Annotated in this window: 11 protein-coding genes and 1 tRNA gene; 10 read left to right on the forward strand and 2 right to left on the reverse strand. The window is 64.7% G+C overall.

From position 1 onward, the window contains the following. Window positions 1–275 precede the first annotated feature (275 nt). Entirely contained in the window at window positions 276–812 is a 537-nt protein-coding gene (locus tag DDE13_RS08865) for a peptide-methionine (R)-S-oxide reductase (RefSeq protein WP_111403558.1), read from the reverse strand. A gap of 195 nt (window positions 813–1007) precedes the next feature. Here DDE13_RS08865 and DDE13_RS08870 point away from each other — a divergent pair. Next, a tRNA-Trp gene (locus DDE13_RS08870) sits at window positions 1008–1083 on the forward strand. A gap of 70 nt (window positions 1084–1153) precedes the next feature. Here the strand turns inward: DDE13_RS08870 and DDE13_RS08875 are convergent. After that, the gene (locus tag DDE13_RS08875; RefSeq protein ID WP_111403560.1) at window positions 1154–2986 is read right to left on the reverse strand and encodes a tetratricopeptide repeat protein; all 1833 of its coding nucleotides are present in this window, start codon (window positions 2984–2986) and stop codon (window positions 1154–1156) included. Between the two features lie 310 nt (window positions 2987–3296). Here DDE13_RS08875 and DDE13_RS23400 point away from each other — a divergent pair, with 310 nt between their 5' ends. The 9 genes from DDE13_RS23400 to rpoC all read left to right on the forward strand — a co-directional run bounded on the left by DDE13_RS23400 (window position 3297) and on the right by rpoC (window position 16684). Then, complete coding sequence (locus tag DDE13_RS23400) at window positions 3297–4424, forward strand: vWA domain-containing protein (RefSeq protein WP_235868648.1); 1128 nt, start codon at window positions 3297–3299, stop codon at window positions 4422–4424. Between the two features lie 127 nt (window positions 4425–4551). Further along, a complete protein-coding gene (gene secE, locus DDE13_RS08885) occupies window positions 4552–4749 on the forward strand; it encodes a preprotein translocase subunit SecE (protein WP_111403562.1) in 198 nt (65 codons plus the stop codon). A gap of 190 nt (window positions 4750–4939) precedes the next feature. After that, on the forward strand, window positions 4940–5473 hold the full coding sequence (gene nusG, locus DDE13_RS08890; protein WP_111403655.1) for a transcription termination/antitermination protein NusG: 534 nt from the start codon (window positions 4940–4942) through the stop codon (window positions 5471–5473). Window positions 5474–5573: 100 nt separating this feature from the next. Then, entirely contained in the window at window positions 5574–6026 is a 453-nt protein-coding gene (gene rplK, locus DDE13_RS08895; RefSeq protein ID WP_111403564.1) for a 50S ribosomal protein L11, read from the forward strand. A gap of 4 nt (window positions 6027–6030) precedes the next feature. Next, window positions 6031–6732, forward strand: a complete 702-nt coding sequence (gene rplA / locus DDE13_RS08900) for a 50S ribosomal protein L1 (RefSeq protein WP_111403566.1) — start codon at window positions 6031–6033, stop codon at window positions 6730–6732. 262 nt (window positions 6733–6994) lie between these two features. Continuing rightward, a complete protein-coding gene (gene rplJ / locus DDE13_RS08905) occupies window positions 6995–7513 on the forward strand; it encodes a 50S ribosomal protein L10 (protein ID WP_111403568.1) in 519 nt (172 codons plus the stop codon). Between the two features lie 69 nt (window positions 7514–7582). Beyond that, window positions 7583–7963, forward strand: a complete 381-nt coding sequence (rplL, locus tag DDE13_RS08910) for a 50S ribosomal protein L7/L12 (RefSeq protein WP_111403570.1) — start codon at window positions 7583–7585, stop codon at window positions 7961–7963. Between the two features lie 239 nt (window positions 7964–8202). Further along, window positions 8203–12339, forward strand: a complete 4137-nt coding sequence (gene rpoB / locus DDE13_RS08915) for a DNA-directed RNA polymerase subunit beta (protein WP_111403572.1) — start codon at window positions 8203–8205, stop codon at window positions 12337–12339. Window positions 12340–12427: 88 nt separating this feature from the next. Further along, the gene (gene rpoC, locus DDE13_RS08920; RefSeq protein WP_111403574.1) at window positions 12428–16684 is read left to right on the forward strand and encodes a DNA-directed RNA polymerase subunit beta'; all 4257 of its coding nucleotides are present in this window, start codon (window positions 12428–12430) and stop codon (window positions 16682–16684) included. The last annotated feature ends 138 nt before the right edge of the window (window positions 16685–16822 follow it).

Genomic DNA, 16822 nt, shown 5'->3' on the forward strand with positions numbered 1-16822 from the left:
CGCGCAGCGATAGCGATTCAGCGGCGAAGCGGCGGGCCTGCCGACAGCACGCCCGAATCCGGCGTTTCGGTTCACGGGGCAGCGAGGCGGCGTGCGTCACCGTTCCTGAGCCGTGAAGTGCGTGTGATCCTTCGCGCCATGCGCGGCAAGTGTTGCAAGGCGTGACTTTATCGTGAATCACGCCATCCGGACCGGGCGTGAGCCACAGTGACCCCCGGCCATGAAAAAACCCGGCGCGGGGGCCGGGCTTTCCGTGGCGGAGTTGCTGCGCGCCGTCAGAGCGGTGTGAACGCCAGGCTGGTTCCGTTGATGCAGTGCAGGACAATTCCGTCCACGAGCAGGATATGCCCGAGATGGCTGCCGCAGCGGCGGCAATGAGCTTCGATCATGGTCAGGTCCGTATAGGGGTCCATCCCGTATTCGGCGACAGGCCCGTCGATGCCAGTCAGGACGGCGTTTTCCTCGCTGTGGCGGAAGAAGACCCAGCCCTTGTCGACGGGTTCGCGCCACGCGCCGCGGTAGAGCAGCAAGTCGCAGCCCTTGCAGCAGTAGTCGCCGGGGCGTGTCTCCGTCCAGAGTTCGCTAGAGCCGGGCAGTTCCGTGCCGCCCCGGCGAAGGATGCGAAATTCGTCCTGCGTCAGCATGGCGCGCCATTCATCGTCCGTGCGCGTGATCTCGAAGGCGAAACCGGCGGACTGGGCGGCGGCGGCATGGCGCGGTGCGGCAGCGGCGGCGGCTGTCAGGCCCGTGGCGGCGAGAAAGTCCCGCCGGGTCGGGGCGGGCCAGCGGAGTGTGCGGTCTGGTTGTGTCATGGGGGTACCTCCTGTCGCGGAGGATACGGGCGCGGTCCGCTCCGAGAAACGCAACAGGCCGCGATTGTCCGTGTGCGCCGGATCGCGCGACCGTGAAAGGTTGCACGCCTTCCCGAGGCGGGCGGACGTCCCTGGCCGGGCCACGGATTGCCCCTTGCAGCGTCGGGCGAAACTTTCTATCTGTGCGCTTGGCCTAGGGGTTTAGCTCAGTTGGTAGAGCATCGGTCTCCAAAACCGAGGGTCGTGGGTTCGAGTCCCTCAGCCCCTGCCAGCCGTTTTCTTCACATGCATGCCGCCGCGAGAGACCGGGGAAGCGTTCCCCAGTCCTGTCGCGCTGCCGGTTACTGACCCTCCAGTCGTGCCCTTGCATCCGCGGCGCCGTCGAACGCGGGATCGATCTCCAGCGCCCGGGCATAGGCCGCGCGCGCGGCTTCTGCATCGCCGAGTGCCGCAAGGGTCCGCCCCAGCCTGTAGTGCGTCGCGGCTGCGTCCGGGCGGTCTTCGAGCGCCGTCTCGAGAGCCGCGCGCGCAGCTGTCAGATCGCCGTCATGGAACAGGGCCCAGCCAAGCGTATCCATGAGAACGGGTTGGGGCCCTGCGGCATCCACGGCACGCGTGGCAAGCCCGACGGCTTCGGCGGGCGCGTCCTCCGTCAGCAGGGTCGCGAGATTGTTGAGGGCGACGACGTTGTCGACCTCCGTGGCGATGGCCGCCCGGTACGCCGTGATCGCGGTGGGCGTGTCGCCGTTCTCGGCCGCGACGACGCCCAGCCAGACCTGGTCCGCGGCATCGGCATCCGGCGCGCCGACTGCGCGCGCCGCCCAGGACTGTGCGGCGTCGAGATCGCCGAGCCGCCGTGATGCCGCGCTTGCATTGCGCATCAGCGTCCGGTCATCCGGGGCGAGCGCGAGACCCGCGTCGAAAGCTGCAAGCGCGGCGGTGTAGTCGCGCTGTGCTGCAAGCAACCGCCCCTGTTGGAGCCGCAGGGCCGGCGCGTCGGGAAAGGCCGCCACGGCGTCGTCCAGCACGGCGTTCGCGGCTGCGAAGTTCTCCCGCGCGGTCAGGAAGGCTGCGCGGTCCGCGAAGCTTTCGGCACTGGGAAAGCGCGCGGTGCGCGTGGCATGATAGTTTGCCGCACTGTCAAGATTGCCGGCCGCCGCGTTAGACACTGCCAGGGCCGCGAGCACGGGCTCCGGTGCCGTATCCGCGGCATCTGCCCATGGGTCGAGCGTCGCGAGCGCCGCTTGCGGGTCGCCGGTTTCGATCTGCACGCGGGCAAGCGTCGCTGCGAGACCGGGATCGTCGGGGGTCTGCTCCAGCGCGATGCCAAGGTAGCTCGCCGCGTCCGCGTCGCGTCCCATGGCCCGGGCAAGCTCGGCGGATTCCGTCAGGACATCTAGATCCCGCGGCGCGAGTTCCCGCGCGCGGGCGAGCGCTTCTTCGGCCGCGGCTCTGTCCCCGTTGACGGCCCGAAGCCGGGCCACCCGGCGCCACGCATTCGCATCACCCGTCCCGGCGGCCGTTTCGGACAGGAACCGGTCGGCCGCCGCGGTGTCGCCCGTGCGCAGCAGCGTCTGCGCAACACGTTCGATGGGTTCCGCGGCGCTGGTCGGGGCGATCTCATGCGCGCGGCGAAACTGCGCGAGCGCCGCGTCGGTGTCGCCCCGCGCGAGCGCGAGATCGCCGAGGCCGATCAGCGCGGGCCAGAGTTCGGCATCCTTGTCCAGCGCAGCGGCATACGCCTCTGCTGCCTCGTCCGGTCGATCCAGCAGGGTCAGGATGTCGCCGCGCACCACATCCGGGGTGCCATTGTTGCGAAATGCGCCGCTGGCCCGTTCCAGTGCGCTCAGCGCCGCGTCGTAGTCACCGGCATTGGCCCGCGCCAGCCCGAGGATGTGCCAGCCGACCCCGACATCCGGCGCGCTGCGCGTCACGCGTTCGGCGAAACTGGCGGAGGCGGCGAAGTCACCGCGTCCGAGTGCAACGACGGCTTCACGCAGCTCTGCGATGGCAATGGGCCCAAGCGCATCGGCGACACCCGGACGTTCGAGCATCTCTTGCAGGGCGGAGGGCGGTGGCGGCGGTGCGGACCTGTCGAAACTGGCAGCCGAAAGCTGCAAGGGACCGGCAAGCGCGGTGGCCAGAAGAACGGTCGTCAGCACGTCAAATCGCATGGTCCGGTTAACTCCGCCTGAAGGGTTGTCGCGATCCCTGACCGGCGCGCGCGTCGCTCACGGGCAACACGCAAGATTATATCACGGAAAGCAACCAGCTTTTCAAGGTGGTCAGGATTTCACCACCTTCCGTGTCAGATTCGCACATTTCCGTTGCTCGACTCAGAATGAATGGTTAATGTTTCCCTAAGGCGTGACCCTAGGGAAGATGTGAGGGGGCGCGCTGCGGGGGGTGCTCCGTACCTTAACCGACGTGGTTCGGCGCTTCGGTGCCGGTCCCTATTAACGTGTGCCAAGGAGACTGGAAACAATGGTTCGCAATTTCACTCTTGCAGGGACGGCGATCGCTGCCCTTGCGCTTTCGAGCGGGGCGGCATTCGCCGACTCGATCTCGCCGGACATGTTCTCGACCGAATTGCGGCCGGGCGAAAGCGTCACGATCGAGAAGACGGTCGTCGTGAGCGCGGGCGACCCGACGAGCGCCCGGATCGACGTGCACTTCCTGTTCGACACGTCGGGCAGTATGGGTGGCGAGATCAACGCGGCCAAATTGGCGGCGGAAGGTATCCTCGCCGGTCTCGACGGGTTCGGCGATGCCGCTGGTGCGGCTGGTGCATACGCGGAAGCGGCGCGCCTTCCGGGCGTGACCCCGGTAGGTGGCGCGGCGCCCGGCACGGTGCTCAATCTCGACGTTGACACAGATACCTCCGCCGGTGGTGCCGTCGATACGGCGATCAACGCGATCACGCTCAGCAATCCCGATGGCGGCGGGGACGGGCTCGAGAACGGCAACACCGCGATCGAACTCGTGGCCGAAAACGCATCCTGGCGTCCGGGTTCGAGCCGATTCATCTTCGTATTCGGTGATGCCGGGTTCAAGAATTCCGGCACCGACAACGTGGACGGTTCGCCGATCTCGTCCGACGCGGACGTGATGGCGGCACTGGCGGCCAACGACGTGCAACTGTTCGGCCTGACCTACGGCGGCGGGTTCACGAGCAGCATCGAAGGGCTGGGTGGCACGGCGCTTGCCGCCACGCTTGACCCGGATGATATCGTCGATCTCATCACCTCGGGCATCTCGGGCAGCTTCGCGGAATACAACACCGTGAGCGTCGGCGATCTGGGCGGCGGTCTGCCGGGCGTGAGCGTCAGCACCGTCTGCACGGGTGCTGATATCGGCGCCTGCGTGGGTGCCGAAGCGGTCGGCGACTATGATCGCTCGGAAGAGCGCACGTTCACCTTTGACGTGACCTTCACCAATGTGGGGATCCCGGCAGGTGGCGCCGCCGATTTCGACACCTACGCGCTGGTCGATGGCCGCATCGTCGCGACCGAAGCCGACCTGATCACCGCACCGATCCCGCTGCCCGCAGGCGCATGGCTGCTGCTGGGCGGTCTGGGCGGTCTGGCCGCGCTGCGTCGCCGCGCAGCCTGATCCGGGCGTCGGACACAACACTGGGAAGGGGCCGTTCGCGGCCCCTTTTCTGTTTCTGGTTCGGTGTCCGGTCCGTGACTTGAAACCTGGCGCATGAGCGCGTATCTGCCGCCAAAAGGAATCCAGCATGGCCACCAAGAATCCATTCCAGTTCATCCAGCAGGTCCGCAGCGAAGTCGGCAAGATCACGTGGCCCGGCCAGCGCGAGGTTCTCGTGACGAGTGCGATGGTGCTGGTGATGTCCGCGCTCACGGCGGTGTTCTTTTTCTTCGTGGACTGGATCATCCGCAGCGGTCTTGCCTTTACGCTCAACAGTTTCGGCTGAAGCGCAACCGAGACGTGTGCGGGCAGGGGTGATTGCCCCTTGTCATCGCGGGGCGATCAGTCTAGCACACAGCGATGTTTCGGGTTCGGGCGTGCAATGATTCGTTGCGCGCCGCTTTTTTCTTTCGGACGCGGACAATATGACACGACCGGGAAAGCCCGGCACGGGAACCTTGAAGGCGGCAGGCACGATGGCGAAACGGTGGTATTCGGTAAGCGTTCTCTCGAATTTCGAGAAGAAGATCGCCGAGCAGATCCGTAGCGAGGTCGTCGAGAAGGGCCTCGAAGACGAGATCGAGGAAGTGCTCGTTCCCGAGGAAGAGGTGATCGAGATTCGCCGCGGCAAGAAGGTCAGCGTGCCACGCCGCTTCATGCCGGGCTACGTGCTCGTGCGGATGGAGATGACAGATCGCGGGTATCACCTGATCAATTCGATCAACCGTGTAACCGGCTTCCTTGGCCCTCAGGGACGCCCGCTGCCGATGCGCGATGAAGAGGTAAACCACATCCTCAACCGCGTGCAGGAAGGCGAGGAGGCCCCGCGCACCCTGATCCATTACGAGGTCGGCGAGCGCGTGAAGGTCAATGACGGCCCGTTCGAGGATTTCGACGGCATGGTCGAAAACGTGGACGAGGACAACCAGCGCCTGAAGGTGATGGTGTCGATCTTCGGCCGGGAAACCCCGGTCGAGCTGGAATTCACGCAGGTCACCAAACAGACCTGACGTGCGCGGGAGGCGAGCCGGGCGCGCCCGGCGGACCGTACCGCACCAACCGAGCCGGCCTGACGCGTCAGGCGCGGTGTTGTGAAGAAGGAGAGGCCGGATGGCCAAGAAACTCGTCGGGACCTTGAAGTTGCAGGTCAAGGCCGGGCAGGCGAACCCCAGTCCGCCCGTCGGCCCCGCGCTGGGTCAGCGCGGCATCAACATCATGGAATTCTGCAAGGCGTTCAACGCCAAGACTGCGGATATGGAGCCGGGTGCGCCCTGTCCCACCGTGATCAGCTACTATCAGGACAAGTCCTTCACGATGGAAATCAAGACGCCGCCGGCGTCGTTCTATCTGAAGAAGGCCGCAGGCCTGAAGCCCGTGGGCAAGCGGAACCGGCCGCGCGGCAGCGAAGCGCCGGGTCGCCAGACCATCGCGACGATCACCGCGGCGCAACTGCGCGAGATCGCCGAAGCCAAGATGCCCGACCTCAGCGCGAACAGCGTGGACGAGGCAATGAAGATCATCCTCGGCTCCGCGAAGTCGATGGGTATCGAGGTGAAGGGGTAACGTCATGGCCAAGCACGGAAAACGCATCAAGGCCGCACGCGCAGCCTTTACCGGCAAGGAAAACGTCACCGTCGAGGACGCGGTTGCGCTGATCAAGGGCAACGCATCGGCGAAGTTCGACGAGACCGTCGAGATCGCGATGAACCTCGGCGTCGATCCCCGCCACGCGGACCAGATGGTGCGCGGCGTGGTGACCCTGCCCAACGGCACCGGCAAGACGGTGCGCGTGGCGGTGTTCGCGCGCGGCGCCAAGGCCGACGAGGCCACGGCGGCGGGCGCCGATATCGTGGGGGCCGAGGATTTGATGGAAACCATCCAGTCCGGCAAGATCGAGTTCGACCGCTGCATCGCGACGCCGGACATGATGCCGATCGTCGGGCGGCTCGGGAAAATCCTAGGCCCGCGCAACCTGATGCCGAACCCCAAGGTCGGCACGGTGACGATGGACGTGGCGACCGCGGTGAAGAACGCCAAGGGCGGCGAGGTCCAGTTCAAAGTCGAGAAGGCCGGCGTGATCCATGCCGGCGTCGGCAAGGCGTCCTTCACGCCCGAGCAGCTGGCCGAGAACATCCGCGCCTTCGTGGACGCGGTCGCCAAGGCCAAGCCGTCGGGCGCCAAGGGTGCCTATCTGAAGCGGATCGCGCTGAGCTCCACCATGGGGCCGGGCGTGTTCGTCAGCGTGGACAACGCGGCGGCCGCGAACTGAAATTTGGCGGGGTGACCCGCCAAATGGCGGGGCGGCATGCCGCCCTGTCCTGTCCGAGACGGAGGGTGCGTCGCGCCGGGCTGCAAGGCCGCAGGGGCGGGGCTTAATGTCCTTCCTGAGATGGGGTCGAGACTTTTCTCTGGGGTGCGGTTCGGCCGTGCTCTCGGGCGATCTTCTCGGGCCCCTCGTTGAGGACCCGAACGCCGGGCCAGCCCGGCACATGTGAGCCGAGGGGGAGACCCCTCAAACCTGGAGTGGAACTGTGGATAGAGCCCAGAAAGAGAAAGTGGTCGAGGAACTCGGCCAGATCTTCGAAAGCTCTGGCGTTGTGGTGGTTGCCCACTACACGGGTCTTACGGTTGCCGAGATGCAGGATCTTCGGGGGCGCATGCGCGCTGCCGGCGGGTCCGTGCGTGTTGCCAAGAACAGGCTCGCCAAGATCGCCCTCGAGGGCAAGCCGTGCGCAAGCATCGCTTCGCTGTTGACGGGCATGACCGTGCTTTCCTATTCCGAGGACCCCGTGGCGGCAGCCAAGGTGGCCGAGGATTTCGCCAAGGACAACAAGAAGTTCGAGATCCTTGGCGGGGCAATGGGAAGTTCGGCTCTGGACCGGGCCGGTGTGGAAGCCGTGTCGAAGATGCCGTCGCGCGAGGAGCTTATCGCTTCGATCGTCGGCTGCATCGGCGCACCTGCTTCGAACATCGCCGGGGCCATTGGCGCACCTGCTTCGAACATCGCAAGCATCCTTTCGACAATCGAGGAGCGCGGCGAGGCCGCGTGACGCAAGATCCCGTGTCGAGGACGACCTTCGCACGTTGGAACACACCTTTATTGAGACGGAACAGAGAAAATGGCTGACCTGAAAGCACTCGCCGAGCAAATCGTCAACCTGACGCTGCTTGAGGCACAAGAACTGAAGACCATCCTGAAGGATGAATACGGCATCGAACCCGCAGCGGGCGGCGCCGTGATGATGGCTGGTCCGGCCGGCGGCGACGCGGGCGCACCGGTCGAAGAGCAGACCGAATTCGACGTGATCCTGAAGAACGCAGGCGCCGAGAAGATCAAGGTCATCAAGGAAGTCCGCGCGATCACCGGTCTTGGCCTCAAGGAAGCCAAGGAACTGGTGGAAGCCGGTGGCAAGGCCGTGAAGGAACAGGTGTCGAAGGACGAAGCCAACGACATCAAGACGAAGCTCGAGGCCGTTGGCGCCGAGATCGAGTTGAAGTGATCCGGTCGGGCCATCCGGTCCGTACCTGAGTGATATGGCTGGGTCCGGCTTTTGCCGGGCTCGGCCTTCCGCGTCTTGGCAAGGCCCCGTTGCGGGGGTCTTTCCAGGGGGCGGACCGGTCGGGAGGCACCCCGTGGGAAGGGTGCCGGGCATAGACCGGTTCCTTCCATGTTTCAGGAATGCGCCCCGTGGCCCCGGCGGCGGCAGCGTTCCAGCGAAACGAAAGGCGGCGATACACCATGGCGCAAACCTATCTCGGACAGAAGCGGCTTCGGAAATACTACGGCAAGATCCGTGAGGTGTTGACGATGCCGAACCTCATCGAGGTTCAGAAATCGTCCTACGATCTGTTCCTGCGTTCCGGCGAGAGCGAGGTGCCGCTCGATGGCGAAGGCCTGAAGGGCGTGTTCCAATCGGTCTTCCCGATCAAGGATTTCAACGAAACCAGCGTGCTGGAATTCGTCAGCTACGATCTGGAGAAGCCGAAATACGATGTCGAGGAATGCCAGCGCCGCGACATGACCTATGCCGCGCCGCTCAAGGTGACGCTGCGCCTGATCGTGTTCGACGTGGACGAGGATACCGGCGCCAAATCGGTGAAGGACATCAAGGAGCAGGATGTCTACATGGGCGACATGCCGCTCATGACGCCGAACGGCACCTTCGTCGTCAATGGCACGGAACGTGTGATCGTGTCCCAGATGCACCGCAGCCCCGGCGTGTTCTTCGACCACGACAAGGGCAAGTCGCACAGTTCGGGCAAGCTGCTGTTCGCCTGCCGCATCATTCCATATCGCGGGTCGTGGCTCGATTTCGAATTCGACGCCAAGGATCTGGTGTATGCGCGCATCGACCGCCGCCGGAAGCTGCCGGTGACGACGCTGCTTTATGCGCTTGGTCTCGACCAGGAAGGCATCATGGATGCCTATTACGAAACCGTGAATTTCCGCAAGGACGGCAATCGGGGCTGGGTCACGCGTTTCTTCCCGGAACGGGTGCGCGGCACGCGGCCGACCTTCGATCTGGTTGATGCCGCCACGGGTGAGGTGATCTGCGCCGCCGGGGACAAGGTCACACCTCGTCAGGTCAAGAAACTGATCGACGAGGGCACGGTGACCGAACTTCTGGTCCCGTTCGACATGATCATCGGGCGTTACGTCGCCAAGGACATCATCAACGAGGAAACCGGCGCGATCTACGTCGAGGCCGGCGATGAGCTGACCTGGGAAGTTGACAAGGACGGCGAGGTGACCGGCGGGTCGCTGAAGGCGCTGCTGGATGCCGGGATCACCGACATCCCCGTTCTCGACATCGACAACATCAATGTCGGTCCGTACATCCGGAACACAATGGCGATGGACAAGAACATGGGCCGCGATACCGCGCTCATGGACATCTACCGCGTGATGCGCCCGGGCGAGCCGCCGACCGTCGAAGCCGCCAGCAACCTGTTCGACACGCTGTTCTTCGACAGCGAACGGTACGATCTGTCCGCCGTGGGCCGGGTCAAGATGAACATGCGGCTCAACCTGACCGCGGAAGACACCCAGCGCACCCTGCGCCGCGAGGATATCGTGGCGTGCATCAAGGCGCTGATGGAACTGCGCGACGGCAAGGGCGACATCGACGACATCGACCACCTGGGCAACCGCCGCGTGCGGTCCGTCGGCGAGCTGATGGAGAACCAGTACCGCGTCGGCCTTCTCCGCATGGAGCGTGCGATCAAGGAACGCATGTCGTCGGTCGAGATCGACACGGTGATGCCGCAGGATCTGATCAACGCCAAACCGGCGGCGGCGGCGGTGCGCGAATTCTTCGGCTCCTCGCAGCTGTCGCAGTTCATGGACCAGACCAACCCTCTGTCGGAAGTGACGCACAAGCGGCGCCTGTCGGCGCTCGGGCCGGGCGGTCTGACGCGTGAGCGCGCGGGCTTCGAGGTCCGGGACGTCCACACGACCCATTACGGCCGGATGTGCCCGATCGAGACGCCGGAAGGCCCGAACATCGGTCTGATCAACAGCCTTGCGACCTTTGCGCGGGTAAACAAGTACGGGTTCATCGAAACGCCCTATCGCGTGGTCAAGGACGGCCAAGTGACCGACGAGGTGCATTACCTGTCCGCGACCGAGGAAATGCGCCACACGATCGCGCAGGCGAATGCCGTGCTCGACGAAGACGGCAACCTTGTGAACGAGATGGTGAACACCCGCCAGTCGGGTGATTACACCATGGCACCGCGCGAAAGCGTGGACCTGATCGACGTGTCGCCGCGGCAGTTGGTATCCGTGGCGGCCGCGCTGATCCCGTTCCTGGAAAACGATGACGCCAACCGCGCGCTTATGGGGTCGAACATGATGCGGCAGGCCCTGCCGCTGCTGCAGGCCGAGGCGCCGCTGGTGGGCACCGGCATCGAAGAAGTCGTGGCCCGTGACAGCGGTGCCGCCATCGTGGCGCGGCGGTCCGGCGTCGTGGACCAGGTGGACGCCATGCGGATCGTGATCCGCGCGTCCGGCGATCTCGACCCGTCCGACCCGGGCGTGGACATCTACCGCCTGCGCAAGTTCCAGCGGTCGAACCAGAACAGCTGCATCAACCAGCGCCCGCTGGTGAAGGTCGGCGACGTGGTCGAACGCGACGAGGTGATCGCGGATGGGCCCTGCACCGACATGGGCGAACTGGCGGTCGGCAAGAATGTCATCGTCGGCTTCATGCCGTGGAACGGCTACAACTACGAAGACTCGATCCTGATCTCCGAACGGATCGTGCGCGACGACGTGTTCACCTCGGTCCATATCGAGGAGTTCGAAGTCGCGGCGCGGGACACCAAGCTGGGACCGGAGGAGATCACCCGCGACATTCCCAACGTGGGCGAGGAAGCGCTGCGCAATCTCGACGAGGCCGGCATCGTCTATATCGGGGCCGAGGTCGGGCCGGGCGACATCCTTGTGGGCAAGATCACGCCCAAGGGCGAAAGCCCGATGACGCCGGAGGAAAAACTGCTCCGCGCGATCTTCGGCGAAAAGGCCTCTGACGTGCGAGATACCTCCCTGCGCCTGCCGCCGGGGGACTACGGCACGATCGTCGAGGTGCGCGTGTTCAACCGCCACGGCGTGGACAAGGACGAGCGCGCCGTGCAGATCGAACGCGAAGAGGTCGAAAGCCTTGCGCGGGACCGCGACGATGAGATGGCGATCCTCGATCGCAACATCTATGCGCGTCTGAAGTCCATGATCCTCGGCAAGATCGCTGTGAAGGGGCCGAAAGGCGTCAGACCCGGGTCGGAGATCACCGAGGATCTGCTGGCAACCCTGTCGCGCGGGCAGTGGTGGCAGCTGGCGCTGGAACAGGAAGCCGAGGCCCAGATGGTCGAAGCCCTGAACGCCCAGTACGAAAGCCAGCGCCGGGCGCTCGAAGCGCGGTTCGAGGACAAGGTCGAAAAGGTCCGCCGCGGCGACGACCTGCCCCCGGGCGTGATGAAGATGGTCAAAGTGTTTGTGGCGGTGAAGCGCAAGCTGCAGCCGGGCGACAAGATGGCCGGCCGCCACGGCAACAAGGGCGTGGTGTCGCGCGTGGTCCCGATGGAGGACATGCCCTTCCTCGCGGATGGTACGCCGGTGGACATCTGCCTCAACCCGCTGGGTGTGCCGTCGCGGATGAATGTCGGACAGATCCTCGAAACCCACATGGGTTGGGCGAGCCGTGGCCTTGGCATCAAGATCGACGACGCGCTGGGGGAATACCGCCGCACGGGTGACCTGACCCCGGTCAAGGAAGCGATGCGGATCGGCTATGGCGACGATGTGTTCGCGGAAGGCATCGAAGGCATGGACGAGACGCGCCTGGTCGAAGCCGCGTCGAACGTGACGCGCGGCGTGCCGATCGCGACCCCGGTCTTCGACGGGGCGCGCGAGGAGGGCGTGAACGACGCGCTGCGTCGTGCCGGCTTCGATGAAAGCGGCCAGTCCACGCTCTATGACGGGCGCACGGGTGAGCCCTTCGCGCGGAAGGTGACGGTGGGGGTGAAGTACCTGCTGAAGCTGCACCACCTGGTGGACGACAAGATCCACGCACGCTCGACCGGGCCTTACAGCCTCGTGACCCAGCAGCCGTTGGGCGGCAAGGCGCAGTTCGGCGGCCAACGTTTCGGCGAGATGGAGGTCTGGGCGCTGGAAGCTTATGGTGCCGCCTACACGCTTCAGGAAATGCTGACGGTCAAGTCGGACGACGTGGCCGGGCGGACCAAGGTCTATGAAAGCATCGTAAAGGGCGAGGACAATTTCGAAGCCGGTGTGCCGGAGTCGTTCAACGTGCTCGTCAAGGAGGTCCGGGGTCTGGGCCTCAACATGGAACTCCTGGATGCGGAGGATGAGGAGTAGAGCGCAGAATTTCAATTAAAATTCTGAGCCGGGAGATCCCCGCGCGGGGATCTCCACCCCACCGCCGCGCCACTTTCGAGGATACCCGATGAACCAGGAACTCACGAACAACCCGTTCAACCCGCTGACCCCGCCCAAGGCTTTCGACGAGATCAAGGTTTCGCTCGCATCCCCCGAGCGGATCCTCAGCTGGTCCTTCGGCGAGATCAAGAAGCCCGAGACGATCAACTATCGCACGTTCAAGCCGGAACGTGACGGCCTGTTCTGTGCGCGCATCTTCGGTCCGATCAAGGACTACGAATGCTTGTGCGGCAAGTACAAGCGCATGAAGTATCGCGGCGTCGTCTGCGAGAAATGCGGCGTGGAGGTCACGCTCCAGAAGGTCCGGCGCGAGCGCATGGGCCATATCGAGCTGGCTTCGCCCGTGGCGCATATCTGGTTCCTCAAGTCGCTGCCGTCGCGCATCGGCCTGATGCTCGACATGACGCTGCGCGATCTGGAACGGATCCTCTATTTCGAGAATTACGTGGTGATCGAACCCGGCCTGACCGACCTGAGCTATGGCCAGCTGATGTCGGAAGAGGAGTTCATGGATGCGCAGGACGCGTATGGCCTGGACGCCTTCACTGCGGGTATCGGGGCCGAAGCGATCCGGGACATGCTCGCCCAGATCGACCTCGAAGCCGAGGCGCTCAAGCTGCGGGACGAGTTGAAGGAAGCCACGGGCGAGTTGAAGCCCAAGAAGATCATCAAGCGTCTGAAGGTCGTCGAGAGCTTCCTCGAATCCGGCAATCGCCCGGAATGGATGGTGCTGACGGTGGTGCCGGTCATCCCGCCGGAACTGCGCCCGCTGGTCCCGCTCGATGGGGGCCGGTTCGCCACGTCCGACCTGAACGACCTGTACCGCCGCGTCATCAACCGCAACAACCGTCTCAAGCGGTTGATCGAATTGCGCGCGCCGGACATCATCATCCGTAACGAAAAGCGGATGCTGCAGGAATCCGTCGACGCGCTGTTCGACAACGGCCGTCGCGGCCGGGTCATCACCGGCGCCAACAAGCGCCCGCTGAAGTCGCTCTCGGACATGCTCAAGGGCAAGCAGGGCCGGTTCCGCCAGAACCTGCTGGGCAAGCGCGTGGACTTCTCCGGCCGCTCGGTCATCGTGACCGGTCCGGAACTGAAGCTGCACCAGTGCGGGTTGCCGAAGAAGATGGCGCTCGAGCTGTTCAAGCCGTTCATCTATTCGCGGCTCGAGGCGAAGGGCCTGTCCTCCACCGTCAAGCAGGCGAAGAAGCTGGTGGAAAAGGAACGCCCCGAGGTGTGGGACATCCTCGACGAGGTGATCCGCGAACACCCCGTCATGCTGAACCGCGCGCCGACGCTGCACCGGCTCGGCATCCAGGCGTTCGAACCCGTGCTGATCGAAGGCAAGGCGATCCAGCTGCACCCGCTGGTCTGCACCGCGTTCAACGCGGATTTCGACGGCGACCAGATGGCCGTGCACGTGCCGCTGAGCCTCGAGGCGCAGCTGGAAGCCCGCGTGCTGATGATGTCCACGAACAACGTGCTGTCGCCCGCGAACGGCGCGCCGATCATCGTGCCGTCGCAGGACATGGTTCTCGGTCTCTATTACGTGTCGCTGATGCGCAAGGGCCTGAAGGGCGAGGGCATGATCTTCGCCGACGAGGACGAGGTGCAGCACGCGCTCGACGCAGGCGAGGTGCACCTGCATGCGCAGATCACGGCGCGCGTGAAGCAGATCGACGAGCACGGCCAGGAGGTCATGAAGCGCTACGAGACGACGCCGGGCCGCGTGCGGCTGGGTGCGCTTCTGCCGCTCAACGCCAAGGCGCCGTTCGATCTTGTGAACCGGCTGCTGCGCAAGGGCGAGGTGCAGCAGGTCATCGACACCGTCTACCGCTATTGCGGCCAGAAGGAGTCGGTCATCTTCTGCGACCAGATCATGACCATGGGCTTCCGCGAGGCGTTCAAGGCCGGCATCAGCTTCGGCAAGGACGACATGGTGATCCCCGACAATAAGTGGGAGATCGTCAATGGCGTCAAGGAGCAGGTGAAGGAGTTCGAACAGCAGTACATGGACGGCCTGATCACCCAGGGCGAAAAGTACAACAAGGTGATCGACGCGTGGTCCAAGTGCTCGGACCAGGTGGCCGATGCCATGATGGCCGACATCTCGGCGCTGCGTGTCGAGGACGGGGTCGAGCAGGAACCGAACTCGGTCTACATGATGGCCCACTCCAAGGCCCGTGGTTCGCCCGCGCAGATGAAGCAGCTTGGCGGGATGCGCGGCCTGATGGCCAAGCCCGACGGGTCGATCATCGAGACACCGATCATCTCGAACTTCAAGGAAGGTCTGACCGTACTTGAGTACTTCAACTCGACCCACGGGGCCCGGAAGGGCCTGGCCGATACCGCGCTGAAGACCGCGAACTCGGGCTACCTGACCCGGCGACTGGTGGACGTGGCACAGGACTGCATCGTCCGCGCCCATGATTGCGGCACCGACAAGGCGATCACCGCCGAGGCGGCCGTGAACGATGGCGAGGTCGTGGCATCGCTGGCCGAACGCATCCTCGGGCGCGTGTCCGCGGACGACGTTTTGCGCCCCGGCACGGACGAGGTGCTGGTCGCGGAGGGCGAGCTGATCGACGAGCGCAAGGCGGACCTGATCGAGGATGCAGGCGTGCAGAAGATGCGCATTCGCAGCCCGCTGACCTGCGAGGCCGAGGAAGGCGTCTGCGCCATGTGCTACGGGCGTGACCTTGCGCGCGGCACGCTTGTGAACCAGGGCGAGGCCGTGGGCATCATCGCGGCGCAGTCCATCGGCGAGCCGGGCACGCAGCTGACCATGCGGACCTTCCACATCGGCGGGATCGCGCAGGGTGCGCAGCAGTCGTTCCAGGAAGCCGGCAACGAGGGCAAGATCGAGTTCCGCAACGCCTCGATCCTGGAAAACTCCAGCGGCGACAAGATTGCCGTCGGCCGGAACATGCAGCTCGTGATCGTCGGTCCCGAGGGCGAGGAACGTGCCAGCTTCAAGATCGGCTACGGCACCAAGATCTTCGTCACCGAGGGGCAGGATATTGCCCGCGGCACCAAGCTGTTCGAGTGGGACCCCTATACCCTGCCGATCATCGCGGAAAAGGCGGGTGTGGCGAAGTTCGTGGATCTCGTGTCGGGGATCGCGGTGCGCGATGTGACCGACGATGCCACGGGCATGACCCAGAAGATCGTGACCGATTGGAGGTCGGCGCCCAAGGGCAACGACCTGAAGCCCGAAATCATCATCATGGATGGTGCGACGGGCGAGCCGGTGCGCAACGAAGCCGGCAACCCGGTCAGCTATCCGATGTCGGTGGATGCGATCCTGTCGGTCGAGGACGGGCAGGACATCCAGATCGGTGACGTTGTGGCACGGATCCCGCGCGAGGGGGCCAAGACCAAGGACATCACCGGGGGTCTGCCCCGCGTGGCGGAATTGTTCGAAGCCCGTCGCCCGAAGGATCACGCGATCATCGCGGAACTCGACGGCTATGTGCGGTTCGGCAAGGACTACAAGAACAAGCGCCGGATCACGATCGAGCCCTCGGACGAAACGCTGGAACCCGTGGAATACATGGTGCCCAAGGGCAAGCACATCCCGGTGGTCGAAGGTGACTTCGTCCAGAAGGGGGATTACATTATGGATGGCAATCCTGCCCCCCATGACATCCTCCGGATCATGGGGATCGAGGCGCTGGCCGACTACCTCATCAAGGAGGTGCAGGACGTCTATCGGCTCCAGGGCGTGAAGATCAACGACAAGCACATCGAGGTGATCGTGCGCCAGATGCTCCAGAAGTACGAGGTTCTGGACAGCGGCGAGACCACGCTTCTGAAGGGCGAACATGTCGACAAGGCCGAACTCGACGAGATGAACGAGAAGGCCCTGAAGGACAATCGCCGCCCCGCGGAAGCCGAGCCGATCCTGCTCGGCATCACCAAGGCGTCGTTGCAGACACGGTCGTTCATCTCGGCGGCCTCGTTCCAGGAAACGACCCGCGTGCTGACCGAGGCGTCGGTGCAGGGCAAGCGCGACAAGCTGATCGGGCTCAAGGAGAACGTCATTGTCGGCCGGCTGATCCCGGCAGGCACGGGCGGTGCATCCAGCCGCGTGCGGCGTATCGCGTCGGAGCGGGACCAGAAGGTCATCGCGGCCAAGCAGGCCGAGGCCGAGGCGGCGCTGGCCCTGCAGGCGCCGGCCAGCATGGATGCCGACGACGTCTTCGGATCGGGCCAGGCCGATGCCGGTCTCGTCAACACACCCGAAGGCGGGGACGCGTGATCTGCGCCTGACACCACCCAACCGCCGCCCCTGTGGGCGGCGGTTCCATGTCTACCATGCGTGGAATCCGTCCTGTACGGGTTCCGTCCGTCACGTAAAGGGCTGACGGTGGCTTACTCTGCGCGCCGCCATCCTGCC

Origin of the sequence: Meridianimarinicoccus zhengii (genome assembly GCF_003254465.1) — a bacterium.
GTDB classification, from domain to species: domain Bacteria; phylum Pseudomonadota; class Alphaproteobacteria; order Rhodobacterales; family Rhodobacteraceae; genus Meridianimarinicoccus; species Meridianimarinicoccus zhengii.

Coding starts and splice junctions, on each gene's coding strand:
- rpoB (WP_111403572.1), top strand. CDS start 8,203: ATGGCGCAAACCTATCTCGGACAGAAGCGGCTTCGGAAATACTACGGC.
- rplA (WP_111403566.1), top strand. CDS start 6,031: ATGGCCAAGCACGGAAAACGCATCAAGGCCGCACGCGCAGCCTTTACC.
- rplL (WP_111403570.1), top strand. CDS start 7,583: ATGGCTGACCTGAAAGCACTCGCCGAGCAAATCGTCAACCTGACGCTG.
- rpoC (WP_111403574.1), top strand. CDS start 12,428: ATGAACCAGGAACTCACGAACAACCCGTTCAACCCGCTGACCCCGCCC.
- rplK (WP_111403564.1), top strand. CDS start 5,574: ATGGCCAAGAAACTCGTCGGGACCTTGAAGTTGCAGGTCAAGGCCGGG.
- DDE13_RS08865 (WP_111403558.1), bottom strand. CDS start 812: ATGACACAACCAGACCGCACACTCCGCTGGCCCGCCCCGACCCGGCGG.
- nusG (WP_111403655.1), top strand. CDS start 4,940: ATGGCGAAACGGTGGTATTCGGTAAGCGTTCTCTCGAATTTCGAGAAG.
- DDE13_RS23400 (WP_235868648.1), top strand. CDS start 3,297: ATGGTTCGCAATTTCACTCTTGCAGGGACGGCGATCGCTGCCCTTGCG.
- secE (WP_111403562.1), top strand. CDS start 4,552: ATGGCCACCAAGAATCCATTCCAGTTCATCCAGCAGGTCCGCAGCGAA.
- DDE13_RS08875 (WP_111403560.1), bottom strand. CDS start 2,986: ATGCGATTTGACGTGCTGACGACCGTTCTTCTGGCCACCGCGCTTGCC.